The organism is Mangrovibacterium sp. (assembly GCF_041596335.1).
GTDB lineage: Bacteria > Bacteroidota > Bacteroidia > Bacteroidales > Prolixibacteraceae > Mangrovibacterium.
The window spans coordinates 1-25,130 of record NZ_JBFHIT010000009.1; the positions used below are offsets into that span (position 1 = coordinate 1).

Below are 25,130 nucleotides of genomic sequence, written 5' to 3' on the forward strand. Positions count from 1 at the left end.
ACCGTCAGATTTGTAACCGATGTCAACAACAACTTCGCGTTTGTTCATCGAAATTACAGTTCCTTCTTGCACTTCTTTTTCTTGAACAGTGTTCAAAGTGCTGTCATAAAATTTTTCAAGATCATTCTGACGTTGACCGGCGAACCCTGTGTCTTCCGACTCCAGTGCATCCCAATCAAACTCCTCAGTACTTGCTGCAGCAACTTCGGCTACCGGTGCAAGTTCTTCCTTGGGGTCAAGGTTTTCTGTGTTTTCTACCATTTTAAATCTCAATTAATTAATAAGTTAGACATTATATTTCCTAATGCGCCGCAAAATTAGAATTATTCTGCCTGAATACAAAGCTTTTAAAGTCTTTTTTGCAATATTTTGTAATGTTGTGACAGAATACTCTAAATTCGATGAATAGAAACCATTGGTCAGAATAATTATGGATTTGAGAAATGCCCGACAAACGACTGAATATTAGGAGGAACAGGGTTTCTGTTAGGATAGAAAGGGGTGCGGATGTAAAAGATCTTTGTTAAATCCGCAGCTGTTTTTCAATGATTTTATTGATTGCTTTTATTAATACAATATTTTTGAACCACAGATTTACCAAAATCTGATTTATCTATTAAAAATTCTTGCATGAAAGTATTAGTTACCGGTGCAAACGGGCAGTTAGGGTCAGAGATCAAAGTCAAAGCAAGCGAGTTTCCCAATTTTAATTTTCTGTTTACAGATGTTAATGAATTGGATTTGACAGATTTCGAAGCAGTTAAGTTGTTTTTTGACCGGGAGAAACCATCTTTTGTTATTAATTGTGCAGCTTACACTGCTGTGGATATTGCCGAAACCGACGTCGAATTGGCTAAATTGATCAATACCAAAGTTCCGGCAAGTTTGGGCAAAGCTGCCAAGGCAGTGGGTTGCAAAGTTGTTCACATTTCAACCGATTACGTCTTTGATGGGCTTTCCTGCACACCATACTTAGAAACAGACTTGGTCGATCCGGACTCGGTTTATGGGAAAACGAAGTTGAATGGGGAAATCGCATTGGTCAAAGAAAATTCTGCCTCCATGATAATTCGAACTTCGTGGCTGTATTCGGCCTATGGTACAAATTTCGTGAAAACGATGGTTCGGCTCGGACTGGAGCGTGATGAATTGAAAGTTGTGGCCGATCAGGTTGGAACTCCAACGCATGCCGCTGATCTGGCCAATGCGATTATGACGATTGTACAGCAGACATCCGTGAATCCGGAGGCTTGGAAAGCAGGGATTTATCATTATTCAAACGAAGGCGTTTGCAGTTGGTATGATTTTGCAAAGGCGATTCTCGAATTTTCCGATATAGACTGCAATATCTGTCCAATAACAACCGAGGAGTATCCAACTCCTGCGAAACGTCCCGCGTACAGTGTGTTGAATAAATCGAAAATCAAACGTAATTTTGGTATCAAAATTCCTTATTGGCGAGATAGTTTGAAAGGTTGCATTCAGCAATTGAAAGCTCAATGAGTTTGAGTTAGTGTGGCAATATCAGGAGCATTAAAATCCGATAAAAAGTAAAATACATAACCTAAAAAAAGATATTATGACAACTAAAGATGATGTGTTAAACATGGTGATCGCTAAAGCTCAGGCATGGTTGAGTGAGGTTTACGATGCTGAAACACGGTCGGAAGTTCAACGGATGTTGAGCAAAGAAGATAAAACCGATTTGATCGATTCATTTTACAAAGACCTGGAGTTTGGTACCGGGGGGTTGCGTGGAATCATGGGAGCCGGTACAAACCGGATGAATATTTATACTGTAGGAGCTGCAACTCAGGGGCTGAGCAATTATCTGAATAAGGAATTTGCCGGACAGGAAATAAAAGTGGCCATCGGTTACGACTGCCGCAATAATAGTCGTTTGTATGCCGAAAAGAGTGCTGATATTTTTTCTGCAAACGGCATTAAAGTTTACCTTTTCGAAGATCTGCGTCCTACACCGGAGTTGTCATTCGCTATCCGCGAATTGGGATGTCAAAGTGGAATTATACTAACTGCGTCGCACAACCCGAAAGAATACAATGGCTACAAGGCATATTGGACTGATGGATCTCAAATTGTAGGACCGCACGATAAAAATATCATCACTGAAGTTGGACAAGTAAAGGTCGAAGATATCAAATTTGAAGGCAACAAAGATCTGATTGAGATTTTGGGTGATGATATGGATCAGAAATTTCTGGAGAAAGTAAAAACAGTTTCATTAGCTCCGGAGATTGTAGCGAAACACAAAGACCTGAAAATAGTTTATACTCCGATTCATGGTACAGGTGTGAAATTGATTCCTGCCGCATTCCGTGCTTTTGGCTTCGAAAATATCATCAACGTACCCGAACAAGATGTTGTAAGCGGCGATTTTCCAACGGTTGTTTCTCCAAACCCGGAGGAAGCTGCAGCTTTGGATATGGCCATGAAAAAAGGTCTGGAGGTTGATGCAGATGTGGTGATGGCTTCTGACCCCGATTCGGATCGCTTAGGGGTTGCTGTAAAAAATGACAAAGGCGAATTTGTAATCCTAAATGGTAACCAAACAGCGTTGTTGTTTATTTATTATATCATTACCCGGATGAAGGAGAAAAATGCGCTTGTTGGTAACGAGTTCATTGTAAAAACCATTGTTTCAACCGAAAAGATCGCCGATGTTGCCCGGGCAAACGGGATCGAATATTTCGACGTATTTACCGGATTCAAATACATTGCAGAAATTATTCGCGATCTCGAAGGTCAGAAAAAATACATTGGAGGTGGCGAAGAAAGCTTTGGTTTTATGCCGGCCGATTTTGTTCGTGACAAAGATGCTGTTTCAGCATGTGCATTGATGGGCGAAATTGCAGCTTGGGCCAAAGACCAGGGCAAAACGCTGTACGAACTGGTTCAGGATATTTACCTGCAATACGGTTACTCTAAAGAGAAGATGAAATATATTGTTCGTCCGGGAAAGACAGGCGCTGACGAAATCAAACAGATGATGGTGAATTTCCGCAGTAATCCTCCTAAAAATTTAGGTGGAAGCAAGTTGAAAATTGTAAAAGACTACGCTGATTTGAGTGAGAAGAATGTATTAACCGGCGAAGTGTCGAAAATTGATCAGAAAATTACTGCTGATGTGATGCAGTTTTTCACCGAAGACGGAACAAAAATCTCCGTTCGTCCATCGGGAACTGAGCCTAAAATTAAATTCTATTTTGAGGTAGCCGGAAAACTGAATTCACGCGCCGATTTTGACGCCGTTGAAGACGCAGCAGAAGCGAAAATTGACGCCATTATGGCTGAATTGGAGTTGTAAAAAAAAGGCATCCTTTACTAATAAAAGGCGAGCTTCTTTTGAGGCTCGCCTTATTAGTTCATATAATATTGTTCTTGAGTTAGATAGGGCTAGTTTTTTACAAAAATAGGGTTGGAATAAAACCAGAGATCATCAAAAGCTTTGGATGCGTCGTTGGGGCTATTTAGATCATCTGCCAGAGGATTGCCTGCCTCGTCAGTTTGCATGCTTACGTTCAACCCAAAGTTTGAACCACGAAGACGGAAGTACATGTCGCTGCTGATCTCCGAATATTTGAACGAAATCTTTTTCCATCCATCACCAAGATCTTCCCATTTTTTACTTTCGATTCCGTTGCTGTCAATTGTTCCTCCTGTTGCATCGAAACGTGCAATGACACTCGTAGTCGATGTTACATCATCAACAGAATAGTCGGCGCTACCGGGTGTGATAATACCTTTAACTTTACCGGCAATGATATCAATATGATCAAGTTCCGGATTGGTGTATGAACTGTACGTGTTGTTGTTGGGGGTTGAAGGGTCATGCACGAGAATACTGATTGTCGTAGAGTTACCTGAAATATATGCAGTTTGGCCCATGGTTTGGCCTTCGACTGTGAAATCCAAGGCGTCTATCAAATCACCGCTAACCACAAAAGAGTTACCTGAGCGAAGTCCGTCAATAATCGATTGGGCATCGTTTAAATCGCTAACATAAGTGTATGTTTTTTGGTACTCTCCAGGATAAAAATCACCGTCAATATTATGAAAGTCGGAATTTGCAAATAACCAGAATTTACGGCCTTCGCTCAACAACGCATCCCACAAACCGCCTACCTTGGCTGCGTATACACCGCAACCTCCGTAAGTGCCGCCACCATCAGCACTTGAACTGTATCCACCTCGGTTGGATGACTTTTGGTGACCTGGCATACTTTCGAAACCAAAACAAACACTAGGGCCAGCATTATTCATGTCACGGAAATCAGAGATCGAATATAAGCCTTTTCGTTCTGGATGTGCAGGAACAACGTAGCTGGTATTTTTATAATTGTTTTCCATCCAAGTGATCGCTTCGATGGTTTTTTCATGACCATCTACCGCGCTTTTTGTCCAATTGTTGGCACCTCCCTGCGTATCAGTGTCACTGCCATCAAATTTGTATTCGAACTCCGCCATCGGGTCAGCATTTGGCGCCGATAAAAACTGGTTGGTAATAATTGCCGTACTGGCATGCTCATGTCCGGGGACATTCCATTCCAGTCCCTGAATGATTGATTTTGTAAAGAATGTTCCTCTGGCTTTCAGAACCTCAGGGAATGAATACTCCTTGATTATCTGCCATCTCCACATTGCCTGATGATTACCCTGTGTTTTGTAATCGCCTGAAATAGTCACATCGCTTTCTTCATCCCAGTAAACAGTAGTTCCTAAATCAGTTCCGGATTTTCTGCCATCACGTTCGCGATAACCTCCATGTTCGCTGTTTGCCCACCAGTCAAGATCGTATTCATTGTTTTTGGACATTACGTGTCCAAATGACCAAGACCCATCGGTAAAAGTTGAGTGTTGGTGAAAATCTCCCGCAACATAGTGGGGGTCTATTTCCGTGATCGTTGGTGTATCGTCACCTTTTTCCACTTCCTCACACGCGGTGAAAAACATAGGTGTTACAAGAAATAACACACTAACAAGATTGAATAAACTCATTTTCTTCATAGCTGATTTTTTTGTTTTGTTTTTTATTTTGATGCTGCAAGATTAGTGGAAGCATGTGACCCGAAAATTAAGGCAGTATAAAATGAAAATATTTTATTTGAACATAGTTTCAATAGATTATTAAGAATGGATACGAATATTGATTTTGATTCGAGAAAGTGATTTGGAAATAATAATAAGAATTCAGTTAAATAAGTACAGCATTTCAGATAAATCTACTGGGCATCTTCTTTAGCGGAACAGTTGACGTTTGGCCAATCAAACAGATGATGGTGAATTTCCGCAGTAATACTCCTGAAAATATAGGTGGAAGCAAGTTGAAAATTGTAAAAGTCTACGCTGATTTGAGTAAGAAGAATGTGTTAACCGGCGGCACCTACTCGTGTTTAGCTTACCAAATTACCACACGTTCGTTCGCCGGTAAAAACATATAATCTCCCTGTGTTACATCGAACGCAGCATAAAACTCAGGCGTATTACGCAGCGAACCGAGTACCCGGTAGCGCCCTAGTCCGAAGTCTTAGGTTTTGTTATCAAATTGGCCAATGTGTTCAATTTAACTTCTCATCTGAAGACTATTTTTCTATCTTTGCGCTTTCAATAAAAATCAGATTCATGCAAGAGAAAATTCTTATTCTTGATTTTGGTTCCCAGTACACGCAATTGATCGGACGACGTGTGCGCGAGCTGAATATCTATTGTGAAATTCACCCGTTTAACCATTTTCCGGCAATCGACGAAACAGTGAAAGGTGTAATCCTGAGTGGTAGTCCTTCATCTGTTCGCGACGAAAATGCACCAATCCCTGATCTTTCAGCTATCAAAGGGAAGATGCCTCTGCTAGGCGTTTGCTATGGAGCGCAGTATTTGGCACATTTTTACGGAGGTGAAGTGCTGCCGTCCAACACACGTGAGTATGGACGTGCTAACCTGGGGTATATCGATCAGGAAAACGAATTATTCAAACATTTGTCTTTAAACACACAGGTTTGGATGTCGCATGGCGATACCATCGAGCGTCTGCCTGAAAACTATAAAATTATAGCTTCGACTGGCGATGTGAAAAATGCCGCCTATAAAATTGAAGGTGAAACGACTTATGCGATTCAGTTTCACCCCGAAGTTTATCACACCACAGAAGGGACACAATTGCTGAAAAATTTTGCCGTTGAAATTTGTGGCTGCAAGCAAGATTGGACTCCTTCGTCATTTATTGATACTACAGTTGCCCAACTGAAAGAAAAACTTGGAGACGATAAAGTTGTTTTGGGTCTTTCAGGAGGTGTTGACTCGACCGTTGCCGGTGTATTGCTACATAAAGCGATTGGCAAAAACCTGACTTGTATTTTTGTCGATAATGGCTTGCTGCGGAAAAATGAATTTCAAGGAGTCCTGGATTCGTACAAACACATGGGATTGAATGTAATTGGTGTGAATGCCAAAGAAAAATTCTGGAATGATTTAGCCGGAATCACAGATCCCGAACAAAAACGCAAAATTATTGGCCGCGACTTCATTGAAGTTTTTGACGAAGAAGCTCACAAACTTCAGGATGTGAAATGGTTGGCTCAAGGAACCATCTATCCCGATGTTATTGAATCGGTTTCTGTAAACGGACCTTCAGCAACGATTAAATCGCACCATAACGTAGGCGGATTGCCAGAGAAAATGAAGTTGAAAGTAGTTGAACCACTGAACCTACTTTTTAAAGACGAAGTTCGTCGGGTTGGAAAAGCACTGGGAATTAACGACGAGCTGCTTGGTCGCCATCCTTTCCCCGGACCGGGATTGGGAATCCGGATCTTAAGTGATGTGACTCCTGAGAAAGTGCGCATTCTGCAAGAAGCCGATTCAATTTTTATCAATGGATTGAAAGAATGGGGATTGTACGACAATGTTTGGCAGGCGGGTGTAATGCTTCTGCCGGTTCAATCAGTTGGAGTAATGGGCGACGAGCGCACCTATGAAAATGTGGTCGCGTTGCGTGCAGTCATGTCAACCGACGGAATGACCGCCGACTGGGTTCATTTGCCATATGAATTTTTAGCAAAAATGTCGAACGAGATTATCAATCGCGTACGTGGTATCAATCGCGTAGTTTACGATATTAGCTCTAAACCGCCAGCAACAATTGAGTGGGAATAATTTCGTTAATCCAGAGATATAGAAAAGGGAGCCGAATGGTTCCCTTTTTTGCGTTTCCATTTTCAATTTCTCTTCAAATTAAACTCTTTCCAATATATTTTTACCCAAGCGATCGCATTGAAAACGGAACAAGTTTAGACGGATGGTGTGGTCTCGTGATGAAAATAAAAAGTTGACCAATAAACATTGCACGCAATAAATCTGAATTCCTGTTAACCTTTCTTAAGTGTTATCTGTTTTGTCTAAAGGGGATATTATTCTATCTTTAGCTTTCAATGCAAAACTACTTTTCGAACCATTTCTTGTGCGCATTTGAAAGCACTATGAATGGTTTTTTAATTGAATACAGATCGATAGACCGAACTATCGAGGGAGGAAACAATAATGAATAAGAGTTGGAGAATGAGATTTATTGCAAGCGCGTTGTTTGCAGTAATTGTTTTTGGTGGTGTTTTTACGGTGCAGGCGCAAGATGTTCAGTCTGAGATGATCAAATTCGGCCGATTACTTCGTCTGATTGATACGTATTATGTCGATACTGCCAATGTGAATAAATTGACCGAAGATGCGATTGTAAACGTTCTTTCCAAGTTAGATCCGCACTCCGTTTATATTTCAAAAGAAGAAGTTGAAAAAATGAATGAACCGCTCGTTGGAAGTTTCGAAGGGATCGGTATTTCATTTAATATTTTCAGAGATACATTGTTGGTTGTGACTACGATTCCCGGGGGGCCGTCAGAGAAAGTCGGGTTGATGCCGGGTGACCGAATCATGGTGGTCGATGGAAAACCTGTTGCCGGAATCGGACTAAAAAACAGTGATGTGATGGATATGCTTCGGGGAGACAAAGGTACCAAAGTGGATCTTGGAATTCAACGAAAGCGTAATTCGGAGTTGCTTGACTTTACAATTATCCGGGATAAAATACCAATTTATAGTGTCGATGCTTCATATATGTTGAACGATGAAACCGGATACATTAAAATTAACCGGTTCGCGGCAACAACAACTGAAGAGTTTTTAACGGCCATGAATGAGCTGAAGCAGAATTCCGGATTGAAAAACATGGTTCTTGACTTGCGTGGAAATGGTGGGGGGTACCTGAAAGCAGCAATTGAGTTGGCAGATCAGTTTTTACCCAACGACAAGCTGGTTGTTTATACAGAGGGAAACAATGAACGTCGGAAAGAATACAAATCAACCGGAATCGGAGAGTTCGAAAATGGTCGTCTGGTGGTGCTGATTGATGAAGGTTCGGCATCAGCTAGTGAAATTGTCTCCGGAGCGGTTCAGGATTGGGACCGAGGCATTGTTATCGGACGACGTTCGTTTGGTAAAGGGCTCGTTCAGCAACCGTTCCCACTAACCGATGGCTCAATCGTGCGTTTGACAACAGCCCATTATTATACACCTAGCGGTCGTTGTATTCAGAAACCTTACGATGATGGTTTGAAAGCTTACCAACAGGATTATTTAACCCGTTTCGAAAATGGAGAACTGTTTTCCGCAGATAGTATTCATTTCGATGAGGATCAGGTCTATTCTACTTTAACCAATAAGCGAGTGGTTTATGGTGGAGGTGGTATCATGCCCGACATTTTTGTTCCTCTCGATACGTCAGCTAATTATGTCTTTTACAATTTGCTTGTTCGGCGAAACATTTTAAACACAGCTGTACTGTCTTATTTAGATAATAACCGAACTAAAATCCGGAAAAAATACAACGATTTTTCAGCCTACAATGAAGATTTCGCGATTGCTGATGATTTTGTTGACCAAATGGTTGCCGAGGCTCAAAGTGAGAAAATTGAAATGACAGAAGAGGGAGAAGTATTTGCCCGGCCGCTGCTCAAGAAGCAAGCAAAAGCTTTAATCGCCCGGGATATATTTGGTCCGGGATATTATTATCAGGTTGTAAATAAGGACGAAAAAATCATTCAAAAAGCGATTGAAGTATTCGGGAATGCCGCGGAATACCAAAAGCTTTTGGTAGCAAAGTAAACTAATGTTTGATTCGATGATAAGTTGGCTAATGGCCAATTGGATTGAAGTTACTGGAGCCCTGCTTGGGCTCATTTACATCTTTCTTTCAATAAAGCAGAACATATTGACCTGGCCTGTAGGCTTGCTGACCTCGGCGCTTTACGTTTATGTGTTTTGTATCGCTAAGTTTTATGCCGACATGGCCTTGCAGGTTTATTATGTGCTGGTGAGTCTTTATGGTTGGTATATTTGGCTCAAAGGGAGTGCTAATAACAGCAAACTCATGGTAAGTGAAACACCACGAAACCTATGGCTTTGGTTAACCTTTGCCAGCGTTGTATGCTTCGTTTTTATTGAGTTTATTCTAACAAACTATACCGATTCACCTATTCCAATGGGCGATGCCTTGACAACTGCATTGAGCTTGGTGGCAACCTGGATGCTCGCCCGAAAATATTTGGAACATTGGCTGGTCTGGATTTTTGTCGATTTCTTTTCCGCTGTTTTGTACGCGATTAAAGGGTTGTGGCCAACAACAATTCTGTTTGTTGTTTATACCGTAATGGCTGTTTTAGGATACTTGAAGTGGAAAAATGAATTGAATGAACCGAGACTTCAAACTGTTAAGACTGTGAAATGAAAAAAATTATTGTCTTAACTGGTCCTGAATCGACTGCAAAAAGTACGCTTTCGAAACAGTTGGCCGATCATTTTCAAGGCACTCGTTTTCCTGAGTATGCACGGTCATATCTTGAGGGTAAATCGTCTGCATATTGCTACCATGACGTAGAAACGATTGCAAAAGGACAGATTCAACAATATGAGAACGCGCTTGTTTCTGAAGGGGAATTCGTTTTTCTTGACACCTGGCTGATTGTAACGATGGTCTGGTTTGAATGGGCTTACGGGAAAAAGCCTGCATGGCTTCAGAACGCGCTTATTGACTATCCGATCCATCTGTATCTTCTCTGTAAACCAGATATTCCGTGGGAGCCAGATCCGCTTCGGGAACATGGTGGCGAAGAGCGCCAAAAGTTGTACAATGTCTATCGTCAGGAATTGTTGGAGCTCGGTTTGCCTTTCGTTGAAGTTGAAGGGGAGGGCGAAAGCCGTTTGCAGGCTGCAATTGAGGCGATAATTAATTTTTCCTTCTAACTTTTGGTGACTCGGATATTTGGTATTCAATAGGAAAAAGAAGACTTTTGTCAGGAAGCTTTTGAACATTTAAATAGCTTTCGGAGCAAAGGTAATTCGACAAATTTATTAAACTTTCAAATTGAGATCATGAAAATTGCATCTGATGTGCTTCAGCTTATCGGGAACACTCCACTCGTAAAATTAAACCGTCTTAGCGAAGGGTGTTATGCTCATGTATATGTGAAATTAGAGTCGCAAAACCCCGGAGGATCTGTCAAGGATCGTTTATCACTGGCGATGATCCAGGCAGCTGAAGAAAAAGAAATCATCAATTCAAAAACAGTTATAATTGAACCTACGAGTGGAAATACCGGAATTGGTTTGGCTATGGTTTGTGCTGTACGAGGCTATCAATTGAAAATAGTTATGCCAGAAAGCGTTTCAGTTGAACGTAGAATGATTTTGAAAGCATATGGTGCTGACTTGATATTAACCTCGGCTAAGGGAGGAATGAAAGAAGCGATTGCCAAAACTGAAGAACTGGCCAATTCAATCGAAAACTCCTTTATCCCGATGCAATTCGAAAATCAGGCAAACGCTGAAATGCACCGAAGAACCACCGCACAGGAGATCTGGAATGATACGGATGGAAGAGTCGACCTTTTTGTCGCAGGCGCCGGAACTGGAGGAACAATTACCGGCGTATCGGAAGCATTAAAAGAGCTGAAGCCGTCGGTTTATACTGTTGTGGTTGAACCCGACAATTCTGCCGTGCTTTCGGGAGAATCTCCCGGTTCACATAAAATTCAGGGTATTGGCCCTGGTTTCATTCCGGGAGTTCTGAACACCAAATCGTACAACGAGGTGTTTCGGGTTGACGATGAATCTGCTTTTGAAACAGCCAGAGCTTTGGCTATTCAAGAGGGTATTTTGTGTGGAATATCATCCGGAGCAAATGTTTACGCGGCACTGCAAATTGCGAGAAGAAAAGAAAACAAAGATAAGCACCTGGTTGTCATAGTATGTGATACAGGAGAACGATATTTAAGTACAACCCTTTTTAATGACGAGAAATATGCAATCTGATAATTCTATTTTATCCAAAATAAACCAGACGGTTGAATTGTTGGCAGACCAGAATTCGTATAATACGGTTTGCCGGGAACACCGACTAGGTGAGCCGCTTCCTTCATCCGAAAAACTGGGTACCATCGTCAATATGGTTCGGGAGATTCTTTTTCCCGGTTTCTTCGGAAATACTAGTTTACGGACAAATACTGTTCGCCACTACATGGGCGTGTATTTAGACGAGCTGTTTTCATTGCTGTCCGAACAAATTATGGCCGGTTTGTGCTTTGAATGTGAGGACCGTAAAAAAGTAGATTTTAAAGAACAAGAACGTTATGCGCAGAGCCTGGCAGCCGATTTTATAGCTTTTCTACCTGAAATAAGGCGAATGCTGGTGTCTGATGTCGAAGCTGCATTTGTGGGTGATCCGGCTGCTAAGAGCCGTGGCGAGGTGATCTATTGTTACCCGGCTGTGCGGGCTATATCGAACTACCGCATAGCTCACCGTTTGATGCAATTAGGTGTGCCTCTAATTCCGCGAATTATCGCAGAGATGGCTCATTCTGAAACCGGAATCGATATTCATCCCAAGGCGGAAATCGGCGAATCGTTTACAATCGACCACGGTACTGGAGTCGTAATTGGTTCAACCTGTATTATTGGTAACAATGTGAAACTATACCAAGGTGTTACCTTGGGGGCGAAGAGCTTTCCGCTCGACGAGAAAGGGAACCCAATCAAAGGAGTTCCACGTCACCCAATTGTCGAAGACAATGTAATTATTTACGCTCAGGCCACAATTCTCGGGCGGATTCGAATTGGGCACGATTCGGTGATCGGTGGGAACGTTTGGGTAACCAACAATGTTTCTCCCTATTCAAAAGTACTTCAATTTAAAGCAAGAGAAAGCTCTTTTAACGACGGAGCCGGAATTTAACACGATTCAAATAATGATTGAAAATTATCAGATGGTTGCAACAACCTATGCCGGATTGGAAAATGTTTTGGCAGAGGAGTTGATGAATTTACAAGCCGATGATGTGCAGCCAGCCCGACGTGCTGTTTATTTTACAGGCGATTTAGAAATGCTATATCGGGCGAATTATTCGTTACGTACGGCATTAAAGGTGTTGGTCAATATCCGTGATTTTAAAATTTTGAGGGTAGATGATTTATACCATCAGGCATTAAAAATTAAATGGGAGGAGTTGTTCGATTCCAATAAAACTTTCGCTGTTCAAAGTGTTGTTTTTAGCGATCTTTTTAATAACTCCATGTTCGCGTCGTTAAAATTGAAGGATGCTATTGTGGATCGTTTTCGGAAATCCGGAAACAGTCGCCCATCTGTCGATACACGGAATCCACAGGTTGTTGTTAATTTACACATTGCGAACAATACCTGCACCATTTCATTGGATAGCAGTGGCGAATCGTTGCACAAACGCGGCTATCGCACCGGGCGGCACGAAGCCCCGATTAGTGAAGTTTTGGCAGCAGGTATGTTAAAACTCTGTGGTTGGAAAGCTGATGAGTCGTTAACCGATCCGATGTGTGGTTCCGGAACAATTGTAATTGAAGCTGCTATGATGGCAAAGAACATTTTGCCTGGCGAAATTGGGCGTAGCTATGCTTTCCAGAATTGGAAAAACTATAAACCACAGCTACTAGAACAACTGAAACAAACGACGGATCATCGGGACGTTGATTTTAAAATCTACGGTTCGGATATCGACCGGCGAAATATTGACACAGCTTCGAAGCATGTTGAGAAAGCACAGGTTGATGAGATTGTATATTTGAAAGTAGCTGATTTTAAAACACTGGAAAGACGAGCGGATTCTGATTTATTAATTTTTAATCCACCGTATGGAGAGCGAATTGAAACAGGTGATGAAGCTTTCTACGGAATGATTGGAGAGCGACTAAAGCATCATTATCAGAACGCCGAGGTTTGGTTAATCAGTACAGGTGCCTGTCTTAAATCAATCGGTTTAAGACCAGCTAAAAAGATTCCTTTGTTCAACGGATCAATTGATTGTAGCTTTCGGAAATACGAGATGTACCGAGGTTCAAGAAAAGGAAATGATTAGACTTTAAGTCAATTTTTAAGGTGTCAGAATATCGATTCACTTCAATTAATTTTGGAGTGAATTTTTTTTGTCCCATCAGAATGGATACATTTTCCGGAACGGGCAGGGGGGGATGGCAGGAAAACGAGAAACTTATGGCGCGTTGAACCATTTGTTGGGGTGGAAAAACAACTTGAGCCCGGATAAGTCCGGGCTCAAGTATAACCATTATATGAAAACTAATATTTGCGAAGGTGAGGTATTCAGAATGGAAGGTTGAACGGATAAGGATATTTAAAGGAACTTCACATTCAATACCGAAAGATTTGCTGTGATAAAACTAAGCTGGAAAATTTGAACAAGGAACTAAGGAATGCCAGTTTTACCGCTGAATCTTTATTGCTAACTATTTGTAATTCTATTCAATATCTGTCAATTTTCGAAGTATTGCTGATGCTTTTTCACTGTAGTAACCATTGTTCTCAGCAATTCTCTGGAACTGTTTATAAGCTTTTCGTTTGTTTTCGTTTCGCAGATAGCACAGCGCACCATACCATTCTGCTTGCTCGACAAACAGGTTATTTTGAGCCCTGATTACTTGGTTGTATGATATTATTGCCTCATCGTATTGTTCTAACTCCATGTAAGCCATGCCTCGGTAGAAATTACCGACCGGGTTTGTTGCATCTGTTTTGAGAATATCATCAAATAACTGCACTGCTTCTGAATATTCAGATTGATTGTACTTGTGCAGCGCTAAGCTAACTTTACTATCCAGGCTGCTGTCATTCGATCGGAAAATCCCTGTCGCTTCATAAGGGCGGAAAAATTCGCTGTACACTTCTCCCTCGCTGCCAATGTTATGCTTGTTCCACAAACTACTAATACCGATGAAGAGTACAAGCGAGGCGGCTATTGATACCGTGGCAATTCGTGTTATTGGTATACGGGCGATCAAGGATCGTTCTTTAGGTTTACCTTTAACAGACACTTTTCTTATTTTATCCAATTTGTCACGCAGATCCATCACGTCTCGTTCCAGTAGGGCCGAATCAATCTCCTTGTAGAGTTCCATTTCGGCAACTAAATCCGGGTTGTTTGTAAGCTCCGATTCGAAAGATCTTAACTCGTCTTCAGAAAGCTCCAGATTCAGGAATTGATCAATTTCCTCAATTTTTCGCGATGTAGACGATTCTGTCTGTTGGATAGCACGTAAATTGGCTCTTAAATCCATAATGTCGGTCTCTGCAATAGCCAGGTCAACCTCTTTGAAAAGCCCAATGTCGTTCATTAATCCCTTATTAAAAGCTAGTTCTGCTTCGAGGTCAGCCAGGCGTTCCGGATCGAATTCCTGATTGATGTACTGATCAATCTCTTTCGAACTGAACTCATGTGCGGGCAGATTGCTTGCAATATGCTGAAGATTAGCTCGTAAGTCTGCAATCTCTTTTTCCGACATTGCTTCCTGAACTTCTGCAAATATTGCCTCGTCGAAAGGGCTAAGGTCAAATTCCTCGTCTGAAGAATTTTTTTCTTCAAATTGTTCTCTGTAGTACTGATGAATGTTTTCTTTTTCAGCGGTTTTATGCTGGAATAAATGAAGTTTGGGTAAACTTTTTCCGAAGCTAATAATATCGCTGATACTGACCGGTGACTTAAATTCTTTGAAAGATGACAAGTTTTCTGACAAATCAAAGCTGAATTCCTGATTTTCGGCAACAACCAAGTCTTCGGACTCCTGTTGCATCATTGCTTGCAGGTTATTTCTAAGCTCTTGGATGTCGACTTCTGAAACAGCTGCTTCAATTTCTTTATGGAGCTGCAGGTCTTCTTCAATCTCCGGGGTGATTGCTTTTTCTGCATTGAATTCCCTTAACTCGTCGCCGGTCAACTCCTGGCTAAGGTATTTGTCAATGTATTCGGTTATGTTTGATTTGCGTATCATCTTTCCTTATTTTTTCTTATTTAAGCACACAAAGAACAGTTCACAATTATTTATTGAATGCATTCAGTTGAATTTACTAAACAGTATTGAAAATTATGATTTTCACAAGGCCTGTTTATTCAAGCTGATTTCAATAAAATATTCAAAAAATAATCTACAACTAATCGGGGTGATAATTATCGTCAATTGGATTGTTTGCTCTTTTGATCTGACATTTATTTCTTAAACGATCTAATGTGTTTATCTATTAGATGTTTTAATCATCAATAAAAGAGTTTGTTGCGTTGCGTTTTTTGACGATAGTTAAAATCTTTTGACTATTCTAAATCTTCTACGTAGATGTCCATGTCGCGACTGATTCCGCCTTTTACTTCGTTTAATTCTTCTTTTGTTAATAACTCGAATGAATCAAAAATGTTTTTTTGGTTGTTAGCAGATAAAGTTTTCATTACTTTTAAATTTAAATGGTTACTGATTAAAATTCCTTAAATATCCTTGTTCGATGTTTTATTCGAAAAACGGTGAAAAGGTAACCCCCGGAAAAAGAGAAAAAATGAAGAAAAAATATTTAAGTTGTTTTAAGTTGCAGAATATTAGTGTTTTAGTGGGTGTCGTTTTTTTTGTTTTTTTTCAAGGACCTGCATACTCTTTAGTCAAATCTGATGATTCGAGTCAAATTCTTGACGATAGTCTTCAAATGATTCTATACAATAAAGAAGGAATAAAGAATGCAAGATTGGGGGATTTTGAAAAGTCAATCACTAATTTTCAGCAGCTCATCAAGCTTCATCAAAAGGAGAACGGTATTGAAAATGTCAAACTATTTGGACCGTTTATAAACCTGGGGATTCAATATAAAAATATAGGTGAATACGAATTGGCAATCGATAATTATTTGGTGGCAGAGAAAATAATAGAAAGTCTTTTTTCTGAAGATTCTCCACGCCTAGGATTCGTTTATTCAAATTTGGGGAATATTTTTAAACTGAAAGGTGACTTTGTAAAGAATTACGATTATCAGTTGAAGGGACTCACGGTGTTTAAAAATGATCCGGTGGATTATCGGAATCAAATCGTGCAAGCAACCTATAGTTTAGCAGAAGCTCTGTATCTTTTAAAACGGTACGACGAAGCAACCAAGATGTGTGAAGAGAATATTCGTTTGGTTGACAGTGATGTAAAGAACTATTATACGAGTCTGCTCGCACGGATTTATTCTGAAAACGGGAATTATCAGTTGGCTAGAGTGTATTATCATGAAACATTTTCGTTTCTGCAAAAAACAGGTGGTCTAAACAGCTATGATTTAGGTCTGGAGTACACGGACTACGTAAAATTCCTTCTTTCAATTAAAAGCTACGGTGAGATTGAGCGGTACAACGACTTGTCGAAAGGAATTATTGCCCAATACTTCACCATGAAAAGTACGCAGTATGCCTCTGTGATGTTAAATTATGCCGACTATTACGCATCTCGTTTTTCCAGCGCACGATATATGTCAGACTTCAACATAAAGAAGCAGGAAGACATGCTTGTCGCTTTAGATTATTATCAGAAGGCATTAATAGCCGGATCAGTGGATTTTAATAATCCTGATGTGAATTCAAACCCAAGCTTGGACCAGGCGGTTTCAGAACTTCAGGTGCTGGAAATTTTAAAGAAGAAAGCGCAATGTTTTTCGGCTCTTGGTGATTTGAAACTAAATATAGGAGAAGACGAAGAGGGGGCTTTGTGTTACAAATCAGGTTTGGAATCGATACTGGCAGCGATCCAGCTCGTTCATCAAATTCGCACCGGTTTTGTGTCAGAGGATAGTCGTTTGTTTCTGTCGGCGAATCAGCAATCTACATTTATTGAGGCTGTTAATTTATGCTACAAACTTTACAAACAATCGAACGATGAAGCCTACGTTGCGATGGGTTTTGAACTGACAGAAAAAAGCAAGTCCGCGAATTTCCTGGCTGCAGTAAAAGATTCGAGAGCGAAGCAATTTGGTGGAATTCCGGATAGTTTGTTAAATCGGGAAGATGTGCTCAAGATTAATATCTCAAATTATAAGCAAATGCTCTATGAAGAAAACCAGCAGGCCGAACCGGATTCGGTTAAGCTGGCCTTATTCAGCAGCAAAATATTCTACTATACCGAAAAGTATTCGCAGTTGGTTCAGCTGCTTGAAGACTCTTTCCCCAAGTATTATGCCTTTAAATATGCCAATGAGGTAGTCGGATTGGATGAAATTCGAAATCGGATAAAGAATCGTGATGCCATTGTTGAGTATTTAATCGATGCACCGGGTGAAGATAAAAAATCCGGGAATCTTTTTCGGTTTGTGATCACGAACAGCGAATTCAGCTTCACACGGTTGCCAATTGAAGCTGCTTTTATGCAGGATATTGAAAATTTGCATCGGTTTTTAACCAGCTCGTCTTATCAATTTACTGATAAGTCAGATTACCAGAGTTATGCTCTTTCTTCGTACCATTTGTATGAAAAATTGTTTCATAATATCAATCAGGATCTTGTCGGTAAAAATCTGATTGTTATTCCCGACGACAAGCTTTCGTACATTCCGTTTGATGCTTTGCTGTACGAAAAACCGGATACATCGGTGATGAATTTCCGAACGTTGCCTTATTTAATTAAAACACATTCAGTAAGTTATACATACTCTACGACCTTGCTTTTTGATTATTTTGAAAAAGAAAAACGAGCACCGAAAGGGTTGTTGGCATTTGCACCGAGTTATATAAATGATAATCGTGATTACGCTGAAGTTGCCGATTTCAGGGCCGGATTACTTCCATTATTGGCTGTTGATAAGGAGGTCGAATACATCAGTAAATACATTAAAGGTGATATTTTTAAGGATTCGCTGGCTCAGGAAAATGTGTTTAAGCGAGTGGCTGAGGATTATGATGTTCTGCACCTGGCGATGCATACAATTTTGAATGATACTTTGCCGATGTACTCTAGGCTGGCCTTTTCGAAGCCGATTGGTGAGGTAGAAGATGATGGCTGGCTGAACACCAATGAGATTTATAATATGCAGCTCAAGGCGCGCATGGCTGTTTTGAGCGCTTGTAATACAGGTAGTGGTAAAATGCAAAAAGGGGAAGGTGTAATGAGTTTGGCCCGTGGATTTTTGTATGCCGGATGCCCGTCGATTATTATGACATTGTGGGAAGTTGAAGATGAATCGGGAGCAGAGATAATGCAGAGTTTTTATCGCTTTTTGGCTAATGGTAAAAATAAAGCAGAGGCACTCCGGATGGCAAAATTGAAACATATTGAAAATGCTGATCCGCTAAAGGCGCATCCTCATTTTTGGTTAGCATATGTGGCAGTTGGAAATACATCTCCATTATTTATGGGCAAGGATATGTATTTTGTTGGTATTGTGGCTCTTATTATCGTTGGCTTAATTGTCGATCAACTTAGAAGAAGACGAAGAAAGAATAAAGCTTCGGCCGAGAAAAAATAACCAGCTAGCTAATCAAACTCTCTGACAAGAGCCTGCATAGCAATAAGATAAAAGAGCCTGGGTGGCTACTTTGAAAATAGAAGTAATAGCTGATTGACGCAGGATTTAGCCTTTTAGGCAGGGCAAAAACTACAGGTTATTTTCGAGAATTTTTTTGTATTCAATATCCTGTTTGATACTTTTTACCAAGTATTCTTTACACTTATATTTGCGTTTTTTCGCGTATTTTTCGCTCTGAAATCCCATTACCTGAGCGATTTGTTTTAAAGGCACTTTATCGAAAAACATTTGCAGAACTTTCTGGCAATCGGTTCCGAGATTTTTAAAATGCTTTTGATAAAGTCTGTATTTCTCATTCATCTCGGCCGTAGTCTCAAATGCATTGTCGTAAATGTCGACATTGAAATCGTGGTTGTCCTGAATCTTTTCGCGCTCTGTCTTACGCTTTTCCAATTGTTTTAACCATAAAAAACGACAGACAGAGTAGAGGTATGTTTCAAAAGAACAGTCCAGCACCAAGTCGTTTGCCTTTAGTTTCCGGTAAATAATAATGATGGCTTCCTGAAAAATGTCATTTGAATCATCATCATCTCCACTATTCTTTTTAATGAAGAAGTTTATTTTATAGAAGAAGTTTTTATAGATGTACTGAAGAATCAAATTGTCATTTCGGAGAATTCCATGCAGGAGTTCTTCATTTGTGTAATTTACCATGTCGTTCTCTTTCTGATTTTTAAAATATCATTCACCTTTTAACTAAAGCCAAAAGAGGATACCACGCACTCAAAATCCTTTCGGAATAGCAGGTTAAATATGCCTATAAATTGTTTAAAAAACAACAAGGAACATTCAGTTTTTTTTGTGCCTTGTGTTTAACTATTATGAAGCTGTTAACAAATGTAATTAGAATAAGCTATTGGTAATCAAAGGTGTTGGTTCGATTGCAGTGCCGGTTTTATTTTGTTAAAACAAGGGGTGAGATGATTATCAAAAAATGATCGGTATAAAAATTCGTTTGCGAAAAGCGATCGAAGGAAGTTTTGTAGCCAAGTGATGAACGAATAGGGCTAAAAACAAAAAGGCAGACCCTCTGGTCTACCTTTTCTCACTAAACTAACTAACCTAACTAAACCTAAACTTATGAAAAAAAACGTACTACAAAGATATGCTCTAAAATAGCAAAGATCTATGAAAAGATGTTAATTGATGTTAAATGTGTGTTTTCGTAACACAAAGCTAATTTATTGGGCGATAAATGTATAGGTAATTGTCCCTTTTTGAGGGGAGGGCGCATCCGTTTTCGTGTTAAAAACAGTTCGAAGAGCTGCTTGTAGCGCATATTCAGGGAGCATCGGATCGCCTATTCCCGAATTTGGCCGCACTGCCGCTTTGACCACCTTGCCTGAAGTTGCCACCCAGATATCGACTGTGATTTTCCCACCGCCTTTAGCTAAATAGACAGGGATTGGTAGTCTGGTATGATGTCTGTCTTCCAGATTGTAGTGAATATTGCTTTCACCCGAATAAATTGTATTGGATATTTTATCCGGATCCATTCCTTCGGTGGTTTGTTCAGGCATTTCAAATTGCTTCATCTCAGGAATCTCTTTCGATAGTTGCTTATTCACATCGGCTACTAACTTTTGTGCATCCGCGATCTCTTGTTGATAATTATCGTCGAAAAAAGGATCTTTTGCCGCTGCGTCATTGACCGCCCGATTGCTTCTGCTTGTTCTGTTTTGTTGTATTTCCTGATCCGAAGATTGATTTTCGGGGTCCGTTTTTTCTTCTTCGGTTGCTTCTTCTTCGGGCAATACGTCCAGAGAACTAAAATCAATGATGATTTGTTCTTCTTTAATTTCACCCTCAATTTTTACATTTGCCAACAAGATGGCACATAGTAGGAGAATATGAAACGAAAGTGTTCCAATTATTCCGTAGATATTTTCTTTGTATAGTTTTTTAATTCGGTGCATGGTCTGCAAAGTTAAAATAAACCAAATCAAATTTGTTAGTGAAAACTGATGGTTTGACAATGAAATTTGTATACTTTAACTATAATTTTGGTTATTAAAAAGGAATTGTAATGCCGAACATTTTAATTTTGCGTTCAATATTTACTAGATGAAGCTGCGCTACTCCATATTATTTTTCACGATTTTCTCCATTGTCGCAATCGATGGTTCGGCGCAGGAAATTCAGAAAGATTCGTTGCAGATTGTTGCAAATGATGGCGACATTCGTCCTGATTCAACGGCACTTAAGTTATCCCGACTCAATTTTACCCGGTTTATCTACGAGCGTATTGTCAACAATAAAGCTGAAACCAATGAACTTCTTTTGCAATATGAAAATTTGAATCGATTGCAGGGAAAACGAGTTCGGTCGATTTCAATTAAGCAACTTGATATTTTTGGCCCTTCTTTTCAGGACACTGGAAAGGTGACGAAGGTTGGGATTGAGAAATTTGCCAACAGGATGCATACAAGTACAAACGAACGGATTATACGTAAAAACATCTTGATTTCAGTGGGAGATACGTTGGATGCTGAAAAAGTACTAGAAAATGAGCGTATTATCCGTTTGTTGCCATTTATTAAAGACGTTCGGTTTATTGCATCTGTTGATGAAATGGATACAACTGTTCTTGATTTGGTTGCGGTAACCAAAGACGTTTTTGCTTTCGGAGCCAGAGCTCGATTTCGGTCGATTGATTCCGGAACGTTGGAAATGTACCATCAAAACATCTGGGGAGCCGGTCATCAGATTTCAGCAGCGGCAGTTTCCAGTGTTTCCGACGAGCCTTATGTGGGGTTTGAAGGAGAATATTCGATAAACAACATAAACGGGCATTTTGTCAACTTATCACTTGGCTATGCGAATACATATCGGCGCGAGGGTTACTTGTTTAATTCGGAAAAACAGTTTTTAAGAACAACGACCAAATGGGGTGGAGGTTTTCAGGTATACCGGCTTTTCAGAGCAGATCGTTTTTATGAGAATGCCGCGTTTCAAATAGAAGAGCCTTTGGATTACCGATCGTTTGATTTATGGGGTGGATATGCTTTTCAGGTAGGAGGAGCGACATCGATGGATAATATGCAGTTGGTTTTTGCAGGCCGATACCGAAATCTGAGATTTTATGAACGGCCGGATCCCGGGACTGACGGCAATCAGTATTTTTCGAACTCAAATTTTTACTTTGGGAGCGTTAGTTTGACAAGGCGTTACTACATCCGTGACCACCATATTTTGGGCTATGGTATTACGGAAGATATTCCCAAAGGGTTTTTGCACGAATGGGTCATTGGCTACGACAATAACGAGTTTGATAATCGCTGGTATTCGCATCTGTATTTCTCATCGGGAAACCTAATTAACTATAAGCCTTCGTATATGTTTTTATCAACCGGACTGGGGGGCTTTTTCAATGCCCAACGATTTGAGCAAGGGCAATTCGAGTTAAATTGGAATTACATAAGCCGACGATTTAAGGTTGGTGCTCAAAGTGCTCGTCAATTTTTGAAATTAGAATATATATATGGTATCAAACGATTTGAACAGGAATATCTTTCGTTACGAAACCGATATGGAATTCGAGGATTTTATAGCGACGTACCGCAAGGAAAGCAACGGTTGGTTTTAACTGCGGAAACCGTAATTTTTCAGCAGAAAAGCATTCTGAATTTTAACTTCGCGTTTTTTGGTTTTGCCGATCTTGGTATTATTGGGTCGTCAAGGAAAAATATTTTCAACGAGAATTATTATGCCGGTATCGGAGGTGGTATTCGTTTACGAAACGAAAACCTCATTTTCCGAACAATTCAGCTCCGGCTGGCTTTTTATCCCGGCCATCCCTCTGATTCGAACGGCTTTGGATTTAGTTTGAGGGAATTGAGTGGTTCCGACTTCTATAGCTTTCAGCCACGAAAACCTGAACCCCTACATTTTAAATAACAAAAAAGACCGAAGCGTTTTTCAGTTCGGTCTTTCAGTATTCTACATTTTAGGTTCCTATAAATAGTCAAAAAAGTACTGGCTCACTTTCTCCATTAAATGTACGCGATCCTTTCCGCGAACATTGTGTTCATGAGTAGGATAGGCGAAAAAGTCGACTTGTTTGTTTTTCTTGATGCACTCACGCAGAAACTTCATGCTGTGTTGCATGACTACGGTTTCGTCCTGGGCTCCATGAATCAACATCAATTTCCCCTTCAGGTTATCCACGTGATTCTGCATACCAGACTCCTTGTATCCATTCGGATTTTCCTCAGGCGTGTCCATATAGCGCTCGCCGTACATTACTTCGTACATATCCCAATCAACAACGGGGCCACCGGCTACGCCTACTTTTAAAATATCAGAATGTCGCAGCATCATGTTCAATGTCATAAAGCCACCGAAGCTCCAACCGTGCACTCCAATTCGGTTGTTGTCGACATACGGGAGCGCCGTCAGATAATTTATGCCTTTCATTTGATCTCTGGTTTCTTCAATTCCCAATTTTCGGTGTATAATTTCTTCAAATTTCTGACCTCTGTTAGCCGAACCCCGGTTGTCGACAGTGAACATGATGTAGCCTTTTGATGCCATGTAGTAAAACCACCAATTGGCACTGTTATGCCAGGTGTTGTTTACCAGTTGCGCGTGTGGGCCGCCATATACATACACAATTGCCGGATACTTTTTCGTGGGATCGAAATTATTCGGTAAAATCATTCGGGCAAACAGATCTGTTGAATCATCTGCCGCTTTAAAGCTGACTATTTTGTTTTGCCCAAGTTCGTAGTCGCGAAGTGTGTTTTCGGCCTTCGAAATTGTGCGAATTAATTTGCCGGTGGCTTGGCGTAAGTCCGTTTGTCCGGAGTTTTCAAAAGCCGACCAGTTATCGGTAAAATAGCTAAACGAAGGCGAAAACTGCGCGTTGTGAGTTCCCGAGTCCGCATCCAGTCGGTCGAAATCGCCGTTCTTCAGGTTTACCCGGTAAATATGTCGATCGAGCGGGCTTTCCTTGGTTGCCTGAATGTAGGCATAATTCTCGTTGGCATCAGTTCCGTAAAACTCGGTCACTTCCCAGTTTCCTGATGTCAGCTGGCGGATTAATTCTCCGTCGGTATTGTACAAGTATAAATGAAACCAGCCATCGTTTCTTGTCAAATAGTAAAATTGGGTTGAATTTGTTTTTGAAAACCGGATGGGGTGTTGTGGCTCCACGTATGTTGATCGTTGTTCTTCCAGAATCGTTTTAACTTTTTCTCCGTTGGCCACGCGATACTGATTTAGCTGCATGTGGTTTTGATCGCGATTCAGTTCGGCCATGTAAATGAATTGTTCGTTCGGTCCCCAGCTAATGTTGGTTAAATAGTGATCGTCCGGATCGCCCGATTTTAGGTAGATTGTTTCGCCTGTTTCGGTGTTGAAAATACCGACGGTTACCTGTTGGCTGGTCATACCGGCCATTGGATATTTAACTGGTTTTGCTTCGGCTTCGCGAGCCATAAAATCGACCAGCGGATAGTCTTTAACCATGCTTTCGTCCTTACGGTAGAATGCCAGGTATTTGCCGCTTGGCGACCAAATAGTGCCTTTTTCGATGCCAAACTCACGACGATGTACATATCGGCCGCAAACAATTCCCAGTTTTGTTTCGTGAGTAACCTGAGTTTCCTTTCCATTTTTTAAAAGGAACAGATTCTGTCCTTTTGCATAAGCCAGCGTTGCGTTTGCCGCGCAAAAATCAGTTACTTCAGCATCAGCAGGGACTTCAACTGAATAGTTGAACTGTTTCTCGTTCAGGTTGAAAAGAGCGATTAAGTCACCAGTTTCAAAAAGCAGTTCGTTTTCAGTTTGAAAAGAAAAAGAAGGAATATGATTCAGGGTAATTTTGCCTTTTTCCGCAGCTTCTTTTAGGCTCGAAAGAGTTAATAAGACACTGCTGTCATCCTTTTTTAGACTTTGCGTCCAAATGGTATCGTTTTTCAGGTAGGCCAACTGATTGTCGGACTGCCACTGCAATTGATCTAATTGAAACGGATATAGGTACGATCTGCGTCCCAAAACAGCATCCTCCAGACTCATTTGTTTTTGAGAAAAGGCTGTGTGAGTAAGCAGGAATAAGCTGAAAATGAGGAAAATGTTTTTCATAAACGGAATGATTTATTGTCAAAAAGAATGATTTCTATGCTGTATCTGTTTCCAGCGCAAAATTAGTTGATTCGTACGCCGGTAAAATGAGATTTAACAGGGCTTTGTCGTCACAGGTTTTTGCTGAAAACGT

18 protein-coding genes and 1 pseudogene are annotated in these 25,130 nt (G+C 40.6%); 12 read left to right on the forward strand and 7 right to left on the reverse strand.

Features of this window, described 5'->3' with window-relative positions; genetic code table 11:
- A pseudogene (locus ABZD21_RS05045) lies at positions 1-261 on the reverse strand (hypothetical protein); the annotation flags it as partial.
- Between the two features lie 369 nt (positions 262-630).
- Between ABZD21_RS05045 and rfbD the strand changes: the two are divergent.
- Both rfbD and ABZD21_RS05055 read left to right on the forward strand, forming a co-directional pair.
- The gene (gene rfbD, locus ABZD21_RS05050) at positions 631-1,503 is read left to right on the forward strand and encodes a dTDP-4-dehydrorhamnose reductase (RefSeq protein WP_372773360.1); all 873 of its coding nucleotides are present in this window, start codon (positions 631-633) and stop codon (positions 1,501-1,503) included.
- Positions 1,504-1,579: 76 nt separating this feature from the next.
- A complete protein-coding gene (locus ABZD21_RS05055; protein WP_372773361.1) occupies positions 1,580-3,325 on the forward strand; it encodes a phospho-sugar mutase in 1,746 nt (581 codons plus the stop codon).
- An 89-nt stretch (positions 3,326-3,414) separates the two neighbouring features.
- On the opposite strand, the gene ABZD21_RS05060 is transcribed toward ABZD21_RS05055, so the two are convergent.
- The gene (locus ABZD21_RS05060) at positions 3,415-5,025 is read right to left on the reverse strand and encodes a hypothetical protein (protein ID WP_372773362.1); all 1,611 of its coding nucleotides are present in this window, start codon (positions 5,023-5,025) and stop codon (positions 3,415-3,417) included.
- A gap of 266 nt (positions 5,026-5,291) precedes the next feature.
- On the opposite strand from ABZD21_RS05060, the gene ABZD21_RS05065 reads away from it, so the two are divergent.
- The 8 genes from ABZD21_RS05065 to ABZD21_RS05100 all read left to right on the forward strand — a co-directional run bounded on the left by ABZD21_RS05065 (position 5,292) and on the right by ABZD21_RS05100 (position 13,448).
- Entirely contained in the window at positions 5,292-5,459 is a 168-nt protein-coding gene (locus ABZD21_RS05065) for a hypothetical protein (protein WP_372773363.1), read from the forward strand.
- A gap of 166 nt (positions 5,460-5,625) precedes the next feature.
- Positions 5,626-7,170, forward strand: coding sequence for a glutamine-hydrolyzing GMP synthase (gene guaA / locus ABZD21_RS05070; RefSeq protein WP_372773495.1), 1,545 nt, complete (start codon positions 5,626-5,628; stop codon positions 7,168-7,170).
- 402 nt (positions 7,171-7,572) lie between these two features.
- Positions 7,573-9,171, forward strand: coding sequence for a S41 family peptidase (locus tag ABZD21_RS05075; RefSeq protein WP_372773365.1), 1,599 nt, complete (start codon positions 7,573-7,575; stop codon positions 9,169-9,171).
- Between the two features lie 16 nt (positions 9,172-9,187).
- Positions 9,188-9,793, forward strand: coding sequence for a nicotinamide riboside transporter PnuC (gene pnuC / locus ABZD21_RS05080; protein WP_372773366.1), 606 nt, complete (start codon positions 9,188-9,190; stop codon positions 9,791-9,793).
- Positions 9,790-10,308 carry an AAA family ATPase gene (locus tag ABZD21_RS05085; RefSeq protein ID WP_372773367.1) on the forward strand — a complete coding sequence of 173 codons (519 nt, stop codon included), beginning with the start codon at positions 9,790-9,792 and terminating at the stop codon, positions 10,306-10,308. Before pnuC ends, ABZD21_RS05085 begins: the two co-directional genes overlap by 4 nt.
- Positions 10,309-10,437: 129 nt before the next feature.
- The gene (gene cysK, locus ABZD21_RS05090; protein ID WP_372773368.1) at positions 10,438-11,376 is read left to right on the forward strand and encodes a cysteine synthase A; all 939 of its coding nucleotides are present in this window, start codon (positions 10,438-10,440) and stop codon (positions 11,374-11,376) included.
- Positions 11,354-12,295: a serine O-acetyltransferase gene (locus ABZD21_RS05095; RefSeq protein WP_372773369.1), complete on the forward strand. Its 942-nt coding sequence runs from the start codon at positions 11,354-11,356 to the stop codon at positions 12,293-12,295. Before cysK ends, ABZD21_RS05095 begins: the two co-directional genes overlap by 23 nt.
- 13 nt (positions 12,296-12,308) lie before the next feature.
- Positions 12,309-13,448: a class I SAM-dependent RNA methyltransferase gene (locus tag ABZD21_RS05100; protein WP_372773371.1), complete on the forward strand. Its 1,140-nt coding sequence runs from the start codon at positions 12,309-12,311 to the stop codon at positions 13,446-13,448.
- Positions 13,449-13,845: 397 nt separating this feature from the next.
- On the opposite strand, the gene ABZD21_RS05105 is transcribed toward ABZD21_RS05100, so the two are convergent.
- Entirely contained in the window at positions 13,846-15,372 is a 1,527-nt protein-coding gene (locus ABZD21_RS05105) for a tol-pal system YbgF family protein (protein WP_372773373.1), read from the reverse strand.
- A 317-nt stretch (positions 15,373-15,689) separates the two neighbouring features.
- The gene (locus ABZD21_RS05110) at positions 15,690-15,821 is read right to left on the reverse strand and encodes a bacteriocin (RefSeq protein ID WP_372773375.1); all 132 of its coding nucleotides are present in this window, start codon (positions 15,819-15,821) and stop codon (positions 15,690-15,692) included.
- Between the two features lie 248 nt (positions 15,822-16,069).
- On the opposite strand from ABZD21_RS05110, the gene ABZD21_RS05115 reads away from it, so the two are divergent.
- Positions 16,070-18,853, forward strand: a complete 2,784-nt coding sequence (locus tag ABZD21_RS05115) for a CHAT domain-containing protein (protein ID WP_372773377.1) — start codon at positions 16,070-16,072, stop codon at positions 18,851-18,853.
- A gap of 129 nt (positions 18,854-18,982) precedes the next feature.
- On the opposite strand, the gene ABZD21_RS05120 is transcribed toward ABZD21_RS05115, so the two are convergent.
- Both ABZD21_RS05120 and ABZD21_RS05125 read right to left on the reverse strand, forming a co-directional pair.
- Positions 18,983-19,567: an RNA polymerase sigma factor gene (locus ABZD21_RS05120; protein WP_372773378.1), complete on the reverse strand. Its 585-nt coding sequence runs from the start codon at positions 19,565-19,567 to the stop codon at positions 18,983-18,985.
- Between the two features lie 527 nt (positions 19,568-20,094).
- Positions 20,095-20,829: a hypothetical protein gene (locus ABZD21_RS05125; protein ID WP_372773380.1), complete on the reverse strand. Its 735-nt coding sequence runs from the start codon at positions 20,827-20,829 to the stop codon at positions 20,095-20,097.
- A gap of 148 nt (positions 20,830-20,977) precedes the next feature.
- Between ABZD21_RS05125 and ABZD21_RS05130 the strand changes: the two genes are divergently transcribed.
- Positions 20,978-22,810: a hypothetical protein gene (locus ABZD21_RS05130; RefSeq protein ID WP_372773382.1), complete on the forward strand. Its 1,833-nt coding sequence runs from the start codon at positions 20,978-20,980 to the stop codon at positions 22,808-22,810.
- A gap of 57 nt (positions 22,811-22,867) precedes the next feature.
- Here ABZD21_RS05130 and ABZD21_RS05135 read toward each other — a convergent pair whose 3' ends face one another.
- A complete protein-coding gene (locus ABZD21_RS05135; RefSeq protein WP_372773383.1) occupies positions 22,868-24,997 on the reverse strand; it encodes a DPP IV N-terminal domain-containing protein in 2,130 nt (709 codons plus the stop codon).
- Between the last annotated feature and the right edge of the window lie 133 nt (positions 24,998-25,130).